General features: G+C 44.3%; 11 protein-coding genes and 3 pseudogenes. 7 read left to right on the top strand and 7 right to left on the bottom strand.

Annotated features, from left to right (window positions below):
* Positions 1–271: 271 nt before the first annotated feature.
* Positions 272–406, top strand: a complete 135-nt coding sequence (locus NDI35_RS03975; RefSeq protein ID WP_445311578.1) for a hypothetical protein — start codon at positions 272–274, stop codon at positions 404–406.
* A gap of 121 nt (positions 407–527) precedes the next feature.
* A complete protein-coding gene (gene patR / locus NDI35_RS03970; protein WP_445311577.1) occupies positions 528–1,775 on the top strand; it encodes a heterocyst master regulator PatR in 1,248 nt (415 codons plus the stop codon).
* A 59-nt stretch (positions 1,776–1,834) separates the two neighbouring features.
* Here the strand turns inward: patR and NDI35_RS03965 are convergent, their stop codons facing one another.
* Entirely contained in the window at positions 1,835–2,086 is a 252-nt protein-coding gene (locus NDI35_RS03965) for a DNA cytosine methyltransferase (protein ID WP_445311651.1), read from the bottom strand.
* Between the two features lie 963 nt (positions 2,087–3,049).
* Here NDI35_RS03965 and NDI35_RS03960 point away from each other — a divergent pair.
* A pseudogene (locus NDI35_RS03960) lies at positions 3,050–3,797 on the top strand (IS630 transposase-related protein).
* Positions 3,798–3,850: 53 nt separating this feature from the next.
* On the opposite strand, the pseudogene NDI35_RS03955 reads toward NDI35_RS03960, so the two are convergent.
* The 4 genes and pseudogenes from NDI35_RS03955 to NDI35_RS03940 all read right to left on the bottom strand — a co-directional run.
* Positions 3,851–3,994 (bottom strand): annotated as a pseudogene (locus tag NDI35_RS03955) (IS701-like element ISAcma42 family transposase); the annotation flags it as partial.
* An 896-nt stretch (positions 3,995–4,890) separates the two neighbouring features.
* On the bottom strand, positions 4,891–6,033 hold the full coding sequence (locus NDI35_RS03950; protein WP_445311650.1) for a CobW family GTP-binding protein: 1,143 nt from the start codon (positions 6,031–6,033) through the stop codon (positions 4,891–4,893).
* A 503-nt stretch (positions 6,034–6,536) separates the two neighbouring features.
* Positions 6,537–6,698 (bottom strand): annotated as a pseudogene (locus tag NDI35_RS03945) (transposase domain-containing protein); the annotation flags it as partial.
* Positions 6,699–7,451: 753 nt separating this feature from the next.
* Positions 7,452–7,754, bottom strand: a complete 303-nt coding sequence (locus tag NDI35_RS03940; RefSeq protein WP_445311576.1) for a hypothetical protein — start codon at positions 7,752–7,754, stop codon at positions 7,452–7,454.
* An 888-nt stretch (positions 7,755–8,642) separates the two neighbouring features.
* Between NDI35_RS03940 and NDI35_RS03935 the strand changes: the two genes are divergently transcribed.
* The 4 genes from NDI35_RS03935 (at position 8,643) to NDI35_RS03920 (ending at position 14,941) form a co-directional block, all read left to right on the top strand.
* Positions 8,643–11,453, top strand: a complete 2,811-nt coding sequence (locus NDI35_RS03935) for a hybrid sensor histidine kinase/response regulator (protein WP_445311649.1) — start codon at positions 8,643–8,645, stop codon at positions 11,451–11,453.
* Positions 11,446–12,777, top strand: coding sequence for a sensor histidine kinase (locus tag NDI35_RS03930; RefSeq protein WP_445311575.1), 1,332 nt, complete (start codon positions 11,446–11,448; stop codon positions 12,775–12,777). The genes NDI35_RS03935 and NDI35_RS03930 overlap by 8 nt, the downstream gene beginning before the upstream one ends.
* Before the next feature lie 98 nt (positions 12,778–12,875).
* Positions 12,876–14,405, top strand: a complete 1,530-nt coding sequence (locus tag NDI35_RS03925; RefSeq protein WP_445311574.1) for a thymidylate synthase — start codon at positions 12,876–12,878, stop codon at positions 14,403–14,405.
* The gene (locus tag NDI35_RS03920; protein WP_242719685.1) at positions 14,402–14,941 is read left to right on the top strand and encodes a deoxycytidylate deaminase; all 540 of its coding nucleotides are present in this window, start codon (positions 14,402–14,404) and stop codon (positions 14,939–14,941) included. The genes NDI35_RS03925 and NDI35_RS03920 overlap by 4 nt, the downstream gene beginning before the upstream one ends.
* A gap of 241 nt (positions 14,942–15,182) precedes the next feature.
* Here NDI35_RS03920 and NDI35_RS03915 read toward each other — a convergent pair whose 3' ends face one another.
* Together NDI35_RS03915 and NDI35_RS03910 are read right to left on the bottom strand one after the other, a co-directional pair.
* The gene (locus NDI35_RS03915) at positions 15,183–15,725 is read right to left on the bottom strand and encodes a salt stress protein, Slr1339 family (protein WP_445311573.1); all 543 of its coding nucleotides are present in this window, start codon (positions 15,723–15,725) and stop codon (positions 15,183–15,185) included.
* Positions 15,726–15,797: 72 nt separating this feature from the next.
* Positions 15,798–16,403 carry a vWA domain-containing protein gene (locus tag NDI35_RS03910; RefSeq protein WP_445311572.1) on the bottom strand — a complete coding sequence of 202 codons (606 nt, stop codon included), beginning with the start codon at positions 16,401–16,403 and terminating at the stop codon, positions 15,798–15,800.
* Positions 16,404–16,437 lie beyond the last annotated feature (34 nt).

Here is a 16,437-nt window from a genome sequence, read left to right as displayed (position 1 = left end):
GGGGCGTCTGCCATTTAACTAGATCCATGCAACCATAAAAGTTCTTAACTTCAAAGTCCCAACGGACAAAGCAGCCTTTTACTTGCAGCTAATATGGTAACAGACCCACAACTCCATGCTAGCTAAACAATTTTGGACACTCAGACCCGCAGCCCCAAGGACTGCGGTGTCTGTCCAATTTAGTCTGGTCAAGCTAAAAATTACCGAAAATATGGCGGATCAGGCCGTTAGGTAATTGGATTAAGTAAAATAGGCAAGCTGAATATCCTAAATGCTATTAGCCAGCAACTCCAAACTCAGCGCGATCGCAGGATCGATCGGTCAGCAACTGCCAAAGTCCTTGCAAGCAAGGATTTTAGCAGCCAGCGAACCGATCGGCACTCGTAGCGTTGAAAGTTGGCGTTGACGGGTCACAACCAGACCGCCGGGCGCAAGCCCCAAGTCAGGTGCTAGTAGTTTTTAAAGCAGTTTCTTCAGTTTATTCCTAATTTCCCTTAAGGGATGTGTCTCCGCTGCAAGGAGTTTTTATGAACCCCTCTCCCAACCGGTCTTCCAAATCGTCCAAATCTACTTCAACTCGCAAGGCTCAGCCCAGCGAACAGGCCGTCAATCCGCCTAAAGATACAGATTCCATTCCTGAGACACCAGACGAAAGTTCGGTGCCTTCGGCGTTGGCTGCACCTGTTGACGAAAATCAACCGGCAACGCCACCAGACGCCCCAGCGTCCAAGGATAGGCTGCAACGACCACGCTACAGTTCTGCCCTCGACAAGGACACAACAAAGCCACAAGACCAGCCCAGCAATGCTCCTGCTCCCCCGGCGTCTGCTGCGTCTTCGACACCTGTCAGCGATACTCCAGCCGTAGCAGTCGCACCGCCGGCAAACGCCGACCCTGCCGCTAACGAAAGTCAGGCCGCTGAGGACATACCCTCCGTCATGCGCCAACATCCCATTCCCCCCCCCAGCGAACCCAGACAGTACCGAGCTGTTGGTTTGGTGCGGGGCCGCTACACGCCATCAGAAGAGCAATTCACGCGGGGTATGCTGATAGCTGCCGACGGAACTGCCATCGACGCAGTTTTGCTGGGTAGAGTCATGAGTTTAGTCAAAAATCACCTGGAGCTGGAACAAGAACACTTGTGGGTGGTCTATCCCCGCACCAGGCAAGAAGACGGCAACTTGCACGCCCAGATTATGGGGGTTTGGGAGCCGGAAACGCTCAAGAAACCTCCCGAACCGTCTTCTGATGAGGAAAATCAGGAAGCAGCGGAGATTGAGGCTAGCGGCGAAGCATCGACCGCATCTTTGCCTCCCTCGGAACCTGATGTTGAAGATGGCTATTTTTCGATTAGAGGTGAGGTGATTTATCAATCCCAAGACCAAGAAAAGTATGTCATCGTCAAAATCAAGCAAGCTCCCCGCAAGAATGACGACAAGATGAAGTTTTTTAAGCTAAAACTCAAGGGAGATTTAGGAACAAAGGCGATTGGGTTTTTTTGGGATTTCCACGTCAAATTGAAAGCTGACAGTCTGATGATTGAGCAGGCTAATAATATTGGGGCGCTGCCGATTAAAAAGCGGAAATTCCCCCCTGGCAGCAAGCCGCCCGGTGGCTTCAAAGGAGGAGGGAAGCGTCCGTTTACTCCTAGGCCCAGCGGTGACGGTGCTCCTGTAGGGCGTCCTACCATCAAGTCCGCAGCAGCAGCACCACCGCCTGTCCCGAAGGAACCTCTTCCTAAGCCGGTTAAGAAGCCTAAGCCGATCGAGGAATAAAAAATAGTGAAAGTAAAAATGCAAGATTAAAGGTTGTTTTAACCTTTAATCTTGTATTTTTACTTTAGCTGCTTATGGTACTTCTGTAGATAAGCGAGTAGGCTCTGCGCTAGCACCTCGCCAATTTGGACAGGAACTGCGTTTCCGATTAAACGACCCAGTTTGCTGAAAGAGACACGCTCGCCAGGAGTTAGGAAGCGGTAGTTTTTGGGAAAAGTCTGAAGGATAGTGGCCTCTCTTAGAGAGATTGCACGATCCTGTTCCGGATGTCCGAACCGACCATTTCCGTAGCCAAAGCATTGGGTTGTGATCGTGGAAGCCAGAGCGTCCTACTTCATACGACCATACACGCTAGCATTAGGACTTACGCATTGACAAAAAACATTATCTATACTGGATCATGCCATCACTGCTAAGGTTCGCCAAAATATGCTTACGGACAACTAAAGTGAACAGATTCTTTTGGACTTCATACCAATTGCTAATTATCTTTTTAGAGCGCATTAACTCCAATTTGATAAATGCGTGAAGTGAGCAAAATATGTAAGTCTTGATAGCATGGTGTCTCTCACCATAAAACTACAAATTCCACCTACTTGTTTGAGCGCTCTATGAAAGGTTTCAATTCCCCAATGAACATCGTGAATTGTGATAAATTAACTTCGACTTTTCTCTTTAAGCTTGGACGGAGCTGGCAGATATAAAATAGAATGTCTAGAGTCTTCTTTTTAAATTATTTTCCTCAACAATTTTATAAACCTAAATTATTTGAGATGAGTCACTAATCCTTCATCGGCAATATCCAAAGTGCTTACTTGGTAATACTTTTGCGGCTCATTTGAGAGGATTTTATTTTTTGTTTATACATAAAAAAGTTCCTGGTTTTTTAGAAACTTTAAGTTTTATACTCCTGAATACCAACTCTCTCCCTTTACTGTTCTTGCTTTAACTCCCAATTATCTTATTTTACTCACCATTTTTCTAAAAAAAACGTTTTTGGTTTGACCGTGTATTTTTATCCTCAATTATGTAATTTCTGGGCAATTAATTACCATAAATATCTCTATAACATAGCGTAATCAAGTTCAATACAATGATCAACTTCTGGTATTTACCTAATTAAAAATAGCTAATTAATTCCGTATGCTTTGGTTCACTATACAGCTTTTAGATAACTCTATCGTCAACACTTAATATATAGTCATTTCAAATAAATGTGAGACAAATGCAAGATGATGTAAAATCAAGAAAAATTGTTAACTCGGAGCCGAAAAATGGCATACAGTCTAGATTTGAGAAAAAGAGTAGTGGATTATGTGGAAAATGGAGGGGGTATAACCAAAGCTGCCGCCCTGTTTAAAGTAGGAAGAGCAACAATATACAGATGGCTAGGGAGGGAAGACCTTCGAGCAACTTGCGGTTGAACACCGTGAGCGAAAGATAGACTGGGAAGCACTCAGAAAAGATGTAGAAGAAAATCCCGAAGCAAGATTAATAGAAAGAGCAAGGAAATTCGGGGTGAGAGCGAGTGCCATATGCTATGCTTTAAAGAAAATGAAAATTACGAGAAAAAAAAAAGAATTTCGTTATAAAGAAAGGAATAGAGAAGAAAGAATAAAATACTACCAAACACTGAGAAGATTAATTAAAGTTCATGGAAGTAAAAGCATTGTATTTATTGATGAATCAGGATTTGAAGAGTTTCATGCTTGTGTTTATGCGTGGTCAAAAAAAGGAAAAAAAGTNTTGAATGCAGAAAGTTTTGAAGGGTGGTTAGCTTTATATTTATTGCCATCTTTAACAATACCATCAATATTAATCATGGATAATGCACCGATTCATCGTAAGACAGCAATTAGACTCCTGGTGGAGGAAGCAGGCCATCAGATACTTTTTTTACCAAAATACTCTCCTGACTTAAATGATATTGAGCATGATTTTAGTGCATTAAAGAGAGCTATAATGTATTCGCATTCTGCCACATCTCTTGATGAGATTATTCGCGCTTATTGTGCAAGTTAGTGTCTCATTTTTATTTGAAATAACTATAACTCCTTCTAAGTTGATAATTTTTCTATGATCTCGAATAAATCTTTCGGTTCATCTCTCTCTCTAAGCAAAAAGTGATTAATACTATCATGGGAAACGTCTCCCAATATCTCTGCTAACCTACTGCACCCCCCAAACTTTGGTTCTGAGAGTAAAAATAAGGTGTAAATGTCCGGCGTTGCATTGCGCTGTCGAGGTTTTAGTTATTTTTCTGATTGTCCAATACCGTTAGTAGACGTTCCTTCTTTATCCATTCACTATTTTGTTATTTTGTCAATGCGTAAGTCCTAATATCGCAGCAACGGGGAAGATGAAGGTTGGTACTTCTTAACTAATTTAGGGAATTTGAAGAGAGCGATCGCTACTTTTAAATGTCGTAGTGGGATTGAAGCGATGTTTAAGGACTGCAAGACAGGCGGTTATAATAAGCGAGAAGAGTCACGCCAACGAGCGGCGTTTAAAAAGTTTAATCTTAGTTATTCCTATTGCCTAAACTTGTGCTGTGATCCAAGGTCAAAAACATAAGCTGCGAGGAGTTCATAAGTATATTGGTCGGTGGACTGAGTGCAGGCGCTCGGAACGCCGCCATAGTAGCTTTTGGATTGGTTTATTGGCGTCAATCTTGGGTGATTAGAATGGAGTTTTGTCAAGAAATAGTTGCTGAATTAATGAGAGGTAGACTTACCTAAATGCCATTTTTTCAGAGGGGTTTGAGGGCTATGTCCTTGATTCAATCCGGGTTTTGATTGGGTTGTCACCATGTCAGGGTGCGAACAGCATAAAGGTGCAGAGATTAGGTAAAAACAACCCAACTCTGCACCGTTGAAATCACGGGCGATCGTGCTTTTGGGATCGGCGGACAGTATAAGTGTGCGGCTCTGGTTTTGTTAGCAACAATAAAATAGGTCGATCGCTCTTTTTATTCGAGGGCGCTCTTTTTCTTGGAGGACACTCTTTTTCTTGGAGGGCGATCGCCCTTCGTTGTCCCCATCAATCTCCAAATCGCGATCGCGAAAACAATTAGACCGTGACGCTCTTTGGTTTAGGTGAAAAGAATATTTTACTGTTAGTTCTTCCCAAAACCTTTGCCACGATTGGTTGAAGGCATACAAAGACAGTTTTCGAGTTGCGATCGCAAAGTCTCGGTATCCAAACCCTGACCAATGAGAACAAGCTGATTTTTGCGATCACCTTTCCACTCGTCGTCATCCATCGAAAATCGCTTCCCGCTCAAGTGAAAAATATGCCGTTTGGGACTTTCTTCAAACCACATAATCCCTTTCGCGCGAAATACATTGGTTGGCAGTTGTTTGTCTAAGAAATATTGAAATTTTCTCAGAGAAAATGGCTTGTCGCTCTGGAAAGAAATTGAGGTAAATCCGTCATTTTCTAAATGGTGGGAGTGGTCATGACCGTGATGGTCGTGATGGCTGTGGTCGTGATGTTCGTGGTCGTGGTGGTCGTGGTGGTCGTGGTGGTCGTGGTGGTCGTGGTGGTCGTGATGTTCGTGGTCGTGGTGGTCGTGACTGCTAGGAGTTTTTTCAGATTGGAAATATTTGTCAGATTCAAACAATCCCACGCTGAGGACTAGCGGTAGGGGAACTTCCGATTTTACGGTTCGCAGAATTCTAGCACCTTCTTTGACATCGCGAATCTTAACTTCCAACAAATCTAAATCTGCTTCTTCAACCAAATCAGTTTTGTTGAGGATAATTATATCGCCGTAAGCTATTTGACTGTAAGCTGCTTGAGAGTTGAACAAATCTAAGCTGTAGTTGGCTGCATCTACTACTGTCACTATCGAATCGAGACGAGTCAGGTCGCGCAGTTCTGTGCCTAAAAAAGTCATTGCTACTGGTAGCGGGTCGGCGAGTCCGGTTGTTTCGACTACCAGATAATCGAGATTTTCTTGACGTTCCAGAACTTTGTAAACTGCATTAACTAAATCTTCATTAATTGTGCAGCAGATGCAGCCGTTGTTCAGCTCAACCATGTTGTCGTCGGTAGTGACAATCAGTTCGTTGTCGATACCGATTTCGCCAAATTCATTTACCAAAACTGCGGTTTTCAAACCCTGCTGGTTGGTCAGGATGTGGTTGAGCAGGGTTGTTTTGCCGCTGCCGAGAAATCCTGTAATGATTGTAACGGGCAATCCGTGTTTGGGAGCGTCCATCGCCTGTTCTGTCTCCGACTGAGTTGTAGATTGCATAGCTTGACTGTCAAATAATGTCGATCGCACTTTCTTTGTGGTTCTTATTGTATCTTAATTAGGACAAGACCTCGTAAACTCAATTTCTCGGAGAACTGTTGGGTTTGGTGGCATGGTATCTACGCATCAACGGGCAATCAGCCCGAGAATGCAAAATAAGTGCGCCGCTAATTATCGGCAATTGCTAACGCGGTCGATCGCACTTTTTTATTTTTTTGATAATTTTTTTGTTCCGAGTACCTGTGACAGTTTGCTTGCAACCAATTTTCCCGGTAAATTCAGCAGCGACAAATTTGGGACAGACTCAAGCTGAGTTGGATCGGCCAATTCCGGCTACTCTATAGCAATGTTCGCATCATTTGTGAATTTCTTACGCCCGATCGAGCGGGTTCTGGGAGGGTTGGGGTGGGGTAAAAAATTTACGACTCCTACAAACAATCAAACAATGAGTGGGGTAGGCGTCCCGCCCGCCCAGAATATGCAATTTAAATGTGCGACAGCTTAAGACCATCAATCAAATTTTTTAGTACATCCCGCATTGAATCTTTCGACCATAGACTCATTGCGATTACCAGACCCACTACCAGTTGTGCTGGCAGGGTGCGATAACGTTTCTCTTCAACATTAATTTTAGTAATTGCCTGTTCGATTGCAGATGCGGTCATCGCTATCTCTATTGCTTTGAGTATCTCCGTACTTGGGATGTGGGGAGATACTCATGAGAATTTTTTGAGATGCACGCTAACTTGCTCTCCCTTTTTGGACACAATACCTAATTTACCACGGTTTGAGCCTTAAATGAACCGTATAGGGGCATATTCTACCCAATTTTTACAGCCGTATAGATTCCCGACATCTTTATAGCTAAGGTCGGTAATTTCTGTCATCACATACCAAGTAGAGTGTTGCGGTAAAGTTTCTGGGTCTCTGGTAAATTCCCACTATTTTGATTTTTTTCCCCACAATTATTATAAAGCCATCTTCTTGAGTCTTATTGCTAAAAATGCGATTGAATTTACGCCATTTATGTTGCCTAACCCTCTGCCCTGATCGTAACCAGACTCCATGATTGCTTCTAATCGCTACAATAAAATTGAGTTTTAATTGCTCTAAGCATCCTCAGAAATTTGTTTCACTTGCTGCATATATGCCATCAGCTAATCCTAACTCTCTTTGAAATCCCCTGTGGTGAATCTGTTCCACTAACCTAGCTGCAATCTTAGGTTTAGAATAATAAATTACCTGACTTGAGGCGTGATTTTGGTTTAGAAGTTGCAAACATTAACGGAAAAGTTATATTATCAGTTAGCTCGCCGGCTGGAAGCGCAACAATTCCCTTATCTATCTTTCCGAGTTTCCCTAAATACTCCCGACTCACATGATCGGTACTTCTTCTTTTATTTTTATCTCCGGTTTAATCAAAAATTACAAATATTTTTATGTTTTTTAAGCCTGGTAAAGTAAAAGATAGCCTTTGATTTATTAAGTGTCGATTTAATCCTTGGAGATTTAGTTGAAAAGTGATATAAGGATTGTTCATTAGCTAATCTAACTACTTCGGCAATGCCTGGTAAAGTTTTACGTTCGATTGGGGAGAGCATCCCTAGGTGTAGTTGCTCCAAGACCTCAAAAATCCTAACATCTGAAAACCAATTTATTGATGAGGCACAATATTTATCTATAAAATTGATGGTAGGTCGAGGTGGACGGGCTTTATCCATAGATAGCAACTCGGTTTGGAGGATTTTAGGCTATCATACTCCTCTCAGGGTGACAGAATAGCGATAGTTGTTAACAGGGGTGTTGGCAAAAGATATCTGAGCGGGGGCCTCACAGTTAATTCTTTTTCTCCAGAACATACAAATACTGACTTGTTTGTAGAGGCTAAAGTAGTTCAATACCTTAACCACTATAATTAAGGTATCTCTAAGTGGGGTATCTGTCCATGCCCAAGCCCGATGTATTTATTACGTTGGGCGTCACTCAAGAAGAGAAAGAATTACTAAAGAAATATTGCGAGCCAGAAGTGAGAAATCAAACCTGTTGTGCTAAGAACTCTGATTAGGGGACTGAGGCGTAAACTGAAAAGGACTGACCCTTTATGGTCAGCAGATTCATCCCACGACTAGAATCCCTGGGCTTTCTCTGCAATTTTCTATAAGCGGTAGTCTTCGATTGTAATGGGGTTGAGAGATTTTTGGTCGAGTGCGTGCGATCGCCTTTAAATTTGAGCCAGAACGATCGCCCGATCTACTAAAAATCACACTCGGCTAACAGATCCGAGCCGAGCACAGTCTCCCAGCCACTCCACCAACCAAGGGCACATCAAGCAACTCAGTCATTGTTGCTCTCGGTGAACAAGAGAAAAAGACTCGCAACTTGCTGATGCGATTGATTGTTGGAGGTACGACATTAATTGTTAGCGTCGGTGCGTATTTCACCTAGCAAGTAATGCGGAATTTGATCCTATAAAACTTGAACCGCCATGCTTTTTTAGAAGTCCAACCCGATCCGAGATTTTCCCTGTTTATTGCAGATAAAATCGGGTGGCTCTAAACCAGGTTTGGGAACTCTCAACCCTGTACCCTATCTTTACTGTTTTGAATGCTATGCTGTCAAAGTCCACAATGGTTGTTGCTAAAGGCTTTAGTAAGGTTCCCCTGCGAACCGGTCTGGTTGTTCCATTCATCCTGCAAATCTTCGCGGCCGTAGGATTAACAGGGTATCTGTCGCTGCGAAATGGACAAAAAGCAGTGAATGAACTAGCGACTAACTTGCAAACGGAGGTGAGTAACCGTGTGGATCAGCACCTCGACAGCTATGCCGCTGCAACCCGCTATTTGACCCAAATCAACGGCGAGCAAATTGACCTGGGATTGTTGAACTTACAGGATGCCGATCGCCTAGCTCAATTCTTTGCCAAGCAAGTAAAAACCTATAAGGTTGGCTATATCCTCTACGGCTCTAAAACGGGCGACTTTATCGCATCGGGATATTACCGCGAGTCAACCATTCCCAACAACGGCAATCCTGACATTAGCCTGGTGCTACCGAAGCGGTACGGCAATCCTGATTTGTACAACTACATTACGAATGACCAAAGCAAGCCAACTAAAATGTTTGAAATCACCAAAGCGTATCAGTTCCAGAAGGAAGGCTGGTACGCCAAAGGTGTCGAGACGGGCAAACCAGGGTGGAGCGCGATCTATCAATGGGAGACTAATAACTACCCGTTGTCGATCGCCACGAGTCGCCCCATCTATAACAAGAATGGTCAGTTGATCGGCAGCGTGGGAGTGGAGCAGCGCCTTTCGCAAATTAGTGACTTTTTACGTGAAATTAAGGTTAGTCAATCCAGCAAAGTGTTCATTCTGGAGCGTAACGGATTAATCGTTGCCAGCTCTAGCGATGCGCCCGTGTTTTCAGTGACCAACGGCAAACCTCAGCGACTGCGGGGCTTTGAGAGTAAGGACGCCCTAATTCAAGCCACGTCCAAGTATCTCCGCGATCGCTTCGGCGCTCTCAAAACCATTCAAACCGTCCAGCAGCTAGACTTTCGCCTCCAGGGTGAGCGGGAGTTTGTTCAAGTAACTCCCTGGCAGGACGAATGGGGATTGGACTGGCTGCTAGTCGTCGCCATGCCCGAATCAGATTTCATGGGACGAATTAATGCCAACACAGTCAACACGATTTGGCTGTGCTTAGGCGCATTAGCACTGGCAACGGTTTTGGGTATCTACACCTCGCGCTGGATTGCTCGACCCATTTTGCTGCTCAGTCACGCATCGGAAGCCATCGCCGAAGGAAAACTCGACCAAAACGTCGAAGCCTCTGGCGTTAAAGAACTGGGTGTACTTGCTCAATCCTTTAACCGAATGGCGCAGCAGTTGCGCGATTCCTTCACCGCCCTAGAGCAAACTAACCAGCAGCTTGAACAGCGAGTTGAACAACGCACCGCCGAACTCAAGTCTGCAAAGGAAGCAGCAGACAATGCCAACAAAGCAAAGAGTGATTTTCTTGCCAACATGAGCCACGAACTCCGCACTCCTCTCAACGGTATTTTGGGCTATGCTCAAATCCTCAACCGATCCAAAGCGTTGCCAGCGAAAGAACGTCATGGAGTAGAAATCATTCACCAGTGTGGTTCTCATTTACTGACGCTAATTAACGATGTGTTGGACTTGTCCAAAATAGAAGCCGGCAAACTAGAACTCACACCTAAAGCGATTCACTTTCCCTCATTCCTCCAAGGTGTGGCTGAAATCTGCCGTATTCGTGCTGACCAAAAAGGCATTGACTTCGTTTACGAGCCCGATCGGCAGTTGCCGGAAGGGATTTTTGTTGATGAAAAACGGCTGCGTCAGGTATTACTCAACTTGGTGGGAAATGCGATTAAATTCACCGACAAAGGTTCTGTCACGCTCAAGGTTGCCGTAATTGAGAATCATCCCAATCCGTCCACTCGCTCTTTCAAATTTCAAGTTGAGGATACGGGCGTAGGAATTGCGCCCGATCATTTGGATAAAATTTTTCAGGCTTTTGAACAAGTGGGCGATCGCCAGCGCCAAGTCGAGGGTACGGGTTTAGGACTCGCCATCAGCCAAAGGATTGTCCAACTTATGAACGGAAAAATCCAAGTTAAGAGCCAACCCGGAGTCGGCAGTGAGTTCTTTTTTGAGGTGGAAATGGCGATCGCCACCGATTGGGCCGAGCAAAACTCCCTCACAACTGGAAAACAAATTATTGGTTACGAAGGACAACGCCGCAGCATTCTGGTGGTAGACGATCGGTGGGAAAACCGAGCCGTTCTCTTCAACTTGTTAGAGCCGCTCGGATTCCAAGTTAGTGAGGCCGAAAATGGACAAGAAGGATTGGAAAAAATACGACAGTCTCAACCTGACTTAGTGATTACAGACTTGGCAATGCCAGTCATGGATGGCTTTGAACTGCTCAAACAAATTCGCAGTGCCAATGATTGGCAACACCAGAAGATCATTGTCTCTTCCGCATCAGTATCACAAGCCTATCGACAGATGAGTTTAGATGCAGGGGGAAATGATTTCCTGGCAAAGCCAGTGGAAGTCAGTGAGTTATTTAACCTCTTAGCAACTCATTTGGAATTAAAGTGGAAATATGAAATTACAGCCTCAAACGGCTCTGGGTCATCCACTCCAACCACTGCATTAGAGAAGCCAGAAAGGATTATTATTCCTTCTCCTGTAGAGTTAAAAACGTTACTAGAAATGGCTCAGAAAGGCAACTTAAAACGGCTCCGAGAACACACAGAGCATATTGCTCACTCTAACCCTGGTTACGCAGATTTTGCCTCACAAATTATTCGGCTTGCCAAGCAATTTAAAGCCGAAGAGATTGAAGAGTTGCTACAACAACACCTCACAGAGAAGAAAGCCGATGTCTAGTCCTGAATTAATTCTGGTGGTGGATGATACCCCTGCGAACTTAGAAGTGGTTTGTGAAACCTTAAGTGATGCGGGGTACGAAGTAGCAACCGCAATCGATGGCGATCGCGCTCTTAAGAGAGTCCAAGCTTATCCTCCCGATCTGATCTTGCTCGATGTTCAAATGCCAGGAATTGACGGCTTTGAAACCTGCCAACGTCTGAAGGCAGATCCCACCACAGCCAGTATTCCGATCATTTTTATGACTGCTCTCTCGGATGCCGACAGTAAGGTGAAAGGATTTGTCCTGGGTGCTGTGGACTACATCACCAAACCATTTCAAGAACAGGAGGTGCTAGCACGGGTGAAAACTCATTTGCAGCTACGGCAGTTAACTAAAAATCTTGAACAGCGTGTAGCTGAGCAAACGGCTGATTTAGAAGCAGCATTCACACAACTGCAACAGTCTCAGTGTCAGTTAGTCCAAACCGAAAAGATGTCTGCTTTGGGCAATTTAGTCGCTGGTGTCGCGCACGAAATTAATAACCCGCTTGGCTTTATTGCTGGCAATCTGAAACCCGCTCAGGACTATATTAAAGACATCTTTCAACTGCTCGCTCTCTACCAAAAAGAACTCCCTTATCCAAGTGCCACTCTACAAGCATTCCTGGAGGAAATAGATTTGGAATATTTACAAGAGGATTTACCCAAGTTGATCGATTCGATGCAAGAAGGAGTCGATCGCATTAACACAATCAGCACCAGTTTAAGAACTTTCTCGCGTTCGGATTGCGAGATCCCCATTCATTACAATATCCACGACGGCATTGACAGCACAATCTTGATTCTCAAGCATCGCCTCAAAGCCAACGAATCTCGCCCGGAAATTCAAGTCTTCACAGATTATGGCGATCTGCCACAGGTAGAATGCTTTGCGGGACAGTTGAATCAGGTATTTATGAATCTGCTGGCAAATGCGATCGATGCCCTTGAGGAATCAAATCAAGGACGCAGTTTTGCTCAGATCAAAGCTAACCCCAACCAGATTACTGTCAAGACGCAATTGTCGGAATCTCAGGCAGTGATCCGAATTCAGGATAATGGTATTGGCATTACGGATGCGGTGAAGCCAAAAATCTTTGAGCATTTGTTTACAACCAAAGGCGTGGGGCAAGGAACAGGCCTAGGATTGGCGATCGCTCGTCAAATCGTAGTCCAGAAACACTCTGGAACTCTAGAAGTTAACTCAACTTTAGGTGAAGGTACAGAGTTTGTGATTTCAATTCCGGTGAGGGCGATCGCTGTAAAAGACATTCAGGCAAGGATCTGCGTTGACGCAGTATAACAAATCGTTGCAGCGGTGGCGTAAAGATGATTGATAGCGCCCCTTCAAACCATCCAAACTATTGATATAGTAGTACGCGGTGCAAAAAACGGTAAACCATGACAGCCACAAATCTCGTCAATAAATTTGAGTACAAACCCCTATACAAACCGAATCAATTAATTTGCGGAACGGGGCAAACAGCCATTGTCAGCGGCTGGACAGTAAAAAGTGCGATCGGCAAAAAATTACAACCCAACGAGTTTGCTGTCATCGGACAACTTTACTCGCCTACTCGCGGCATCAACTTCTTAATTAGAAACTTACTGTGCAATCCCCACGTCCGCTTTTTAGTAATTCTCAACGCTACCAAAGAAGACCGCAACTCCGGTGCTGCAGCGTGCTTGCTCGACTTTTTTCGCAACGGCTTTGAAGCTGGCAAAAGCGATACTGGTAGAGATTGCTGGCTGATTAAATCTTCAATATTTGGCTACATTGATATTGAAATAGCAGCAGAATCCTTAGAACTATTACGTCATTCAATAGAATGGAAAGAGGCGAAAAATATAGCAGAAACAGTGACTATTGTCAAGTGTTTTACCCAAAAAGAATCTATTGAACCTTGGGGAGAACCCGTAACTTTTCCGCTAGTCGAAATCGTCCCGACTGTACTCCCCGGTCAGAAATACGGACACAGAATAGAAGGCAAAACTATCGCCGAAACTTGGGTAAAAATCATCCACCGAATTAAAACCACCGGCACGTTGCGGCCGACTGGTTACGACGGACAGTGGCAAGAATTAATCGACTTAATGGCAGTCATTACAGATGAACCTGCGGAGTTCTATTTCCCCGAACCGAATTACTTACCAATCGACCGCGATTTCCTCGAACAGTACAAACCGCAAATGCTGGAAGATGCCCCGTATAACGAAGGCATTAAATATACCTATGCACAGCGGATGCGGTCGTGGTTTGGACGAGATCAAATAGAAGAAGTTATTGCCAAACTAATTAAGGAAATTGACGCGGCAAGTGCTGTAATTAGTTTGTGGGATGCGGGCGGAAATATCAACAGAAGACCTGACGGTTCCTCCGACCACCAGCACAGCGGCAGTCCTTGTTTAAATCATATTTGGGTGCGAGTGGTGGATGGTGAAATATCGCTAACTGCAACTCTCCGCAGTAACGATATGTTTGCGGCGTGGCCGGCAAATGCAATGGGTTTGCGGGCTTTGCAGCAGCACATTCGAGATGAAATTGCGAGGCGTTCCGATTATAATTTGACAATGGGTCCGTTGGTAACGCTGAGTCAATCGGCTCACTTGTATGACGATACCTTTGAAAATGCCGATCGACTAATTCAAACCCAATATGCTAAAATCTGCGAAGATAGAGACTTTTTCGATGCAGCGGGCAATTTTTTAGTTGAAGTAGCGGACAATCAGATAGTTGTCACGCAAACAACCCCCGGCAGTGGCGAAGCTGTCACCTGTTATTCGGGAAAAAACCCTCTCAAGTTAGTGCGAGAAATTTGTGCGGCTTCCCCTGCCATCAAAGGCGAGCATATTGGTTATTTGGGAATAGAATTGCAAAAGGCGGCCGAGTGTTTGAAAACAAGCAACCAATACATCCAGGATCGAAGATGAATTTAGAAGAAGAGAGACCGAGTTGGGACGAATACTTCTTAATGTTAGCAAAATTGGCTGCTACTCGATCGACTTGTTTGGCTTTTCCTGTAGGCGCAGTGATAACTAAAAACAGGCAAGTTTTAGCAACGGGTTATAACGGTTCGCCGTCAGGTTCGGCACACTGTACTACTCAAGGCTTCTGCTATCCTGGTTTGAGCAGTTGCGATGCCAGCAAAACTTTGCCATCAAGGGCGGTTCACGCGGAAGCAAATGCGATCGCCAAAGCTGCTAAACACGGTATATCTACTGCTGGGGCTAGTATTTACGTCACATTAGAACCCTGTATCTATTGTTTGAAATTAGTCATTGCGGCTGGAATTCGAGAAGTGTTTTACGAAACGAGTTTTAACAGCGGAGAAAAAGCTGCTTTGAGAGATACTTTTATCAGTGAAGGTATTGTTGAGTTAAAACAAATTCAGCTATCTGAAGATACAGCAAAAAAAGCGGCTTTGTTTTTGTTGAATCCTACGTCTGTAGCCAAAAATTTAGTATAGGAAGAATCCTCCCCCTGGTTGTGGCAGCCACAGGAAATAACTGTGCTGTGTTCCTATAAATAATTTTTATTTTCTGCCAATTTGTAGGGATACGGCACTGCCGTGTCCTAAATCCCGCGTGATACAAATGATATTTATTTTACGCTTTGTAAAGACACAGCACTGCCGTGTCCTTACAACAAATAGAGATGGCAATTAAACAAAAAATGGCCTTAAAAATTGTGCATACCGTGTAGTTCAATCAATCAAACTCATTCACAGCTTGCAAATAGTCGATCGCCGCATCTATCCTCGAAGAATACTTAAAAGCAAACTGATCAAACCAATATCCCTCATCGGAATTCTTATCCAACTTTTTCAGCCAAACCTGAGCTTGCCTAACTTTCTGTCTGTGCGTTTGTACGTCCAACTGCGGCCCCGCGACTTTTTCTGCGGGTTGCGGTTGCAGTGAAGCTACTTCCTGAGCTTTATTTTGTGCCTCGTGCTCAGCCTTAAGCAGTTCCAGTGCAGCCACTGCCTGAGCTTTATTTTGTGCTTCGTGCTCAGCCTTAAACGGTTGCATTGAAGCGACTTCCTGAACTTTATTTTGCGCTTCGTACTCAGCCTTAATTTGAGCTAAATCCTTATCCAAAGGACTAGCATACAAATTTATATCTGATGTTTTAAATGTTGCATTTGACGGCGCTTGTGCTGGCATCGGCGCCTGACTTTTCAACTCAGCAATTTTTTGAGATGCTTGATACTCTGCCTTAAGTTCACCTAATAGGCGCTCGATCGATTCCATAACTTAAACCCCCTAAAAAATCCTGCTGGGCTAACTGGCCCCAATATAATCACGGAAACTTCGCCCGCCTCCTTAATCAGTTATTGCATTCAGCAATACCTCTGTCAGGGTCATTCCTTCAATATCATCCATCGTGACAGTATCAACGATATCGAATTTAGCCCCGGCGCTTTGCAGTTCGTCATCCAATATCTTGAGAAACTTAGTAGCTTCCGGCGCATTCCCTACTTGAATGAAAGAAATCGCCAACTCTTCATCTCGATCGAGCTTCCGAGAAGCCTCTATAATCGTTTTCATCACTTCTTTGCGATCGTCCGGTTCCCCGTCCGTCACCACTAATATTGTTTCCCCATTTTGCTTGGTCTTACCGGATGCTTTGCGGTGAAAATAACTGTTCAGAGCGTCTTGCAGCACTGCACCTAAATTCGTAGTTCCCGAAGGTTCGTTTTCTTGGAAAATTTGCACGACTTTAGCTGATGTTACGTTGTCATAGCGCTTGAAGCGACCGGAAAACACATAAACTGTTATGCCATCAGGATCGAGTTCTTCGCATTTATTCGCCAATGCGATCGTCGATTCTTGCATGAGCGCCCACCGACTTTTACCGCCCATCTGGTCTTTTGTGTACATACTGCCGCTTTTGTCAATGATGATGGTATAATCGCGATTCTGAAGCATAAGATTTTTCCTGTTAATTAAGTTTTTCCCAAAA

The organism is Microcoleus vaginatus FACHB-2002, assembly GCF_040004035.1.
Lineage (GTDB): Bacteria > Cyanobacteriota > Cyanobacteriia > Cyanobacteriales > Microcoleaceae > Microcoleus > Microcoleus vaginatus_C.
The sequence above is the reverse complement of the archived record's forward strand: the minus strand, read 5'-3'. Positions and strand labels throughout refer to the sequence as shown.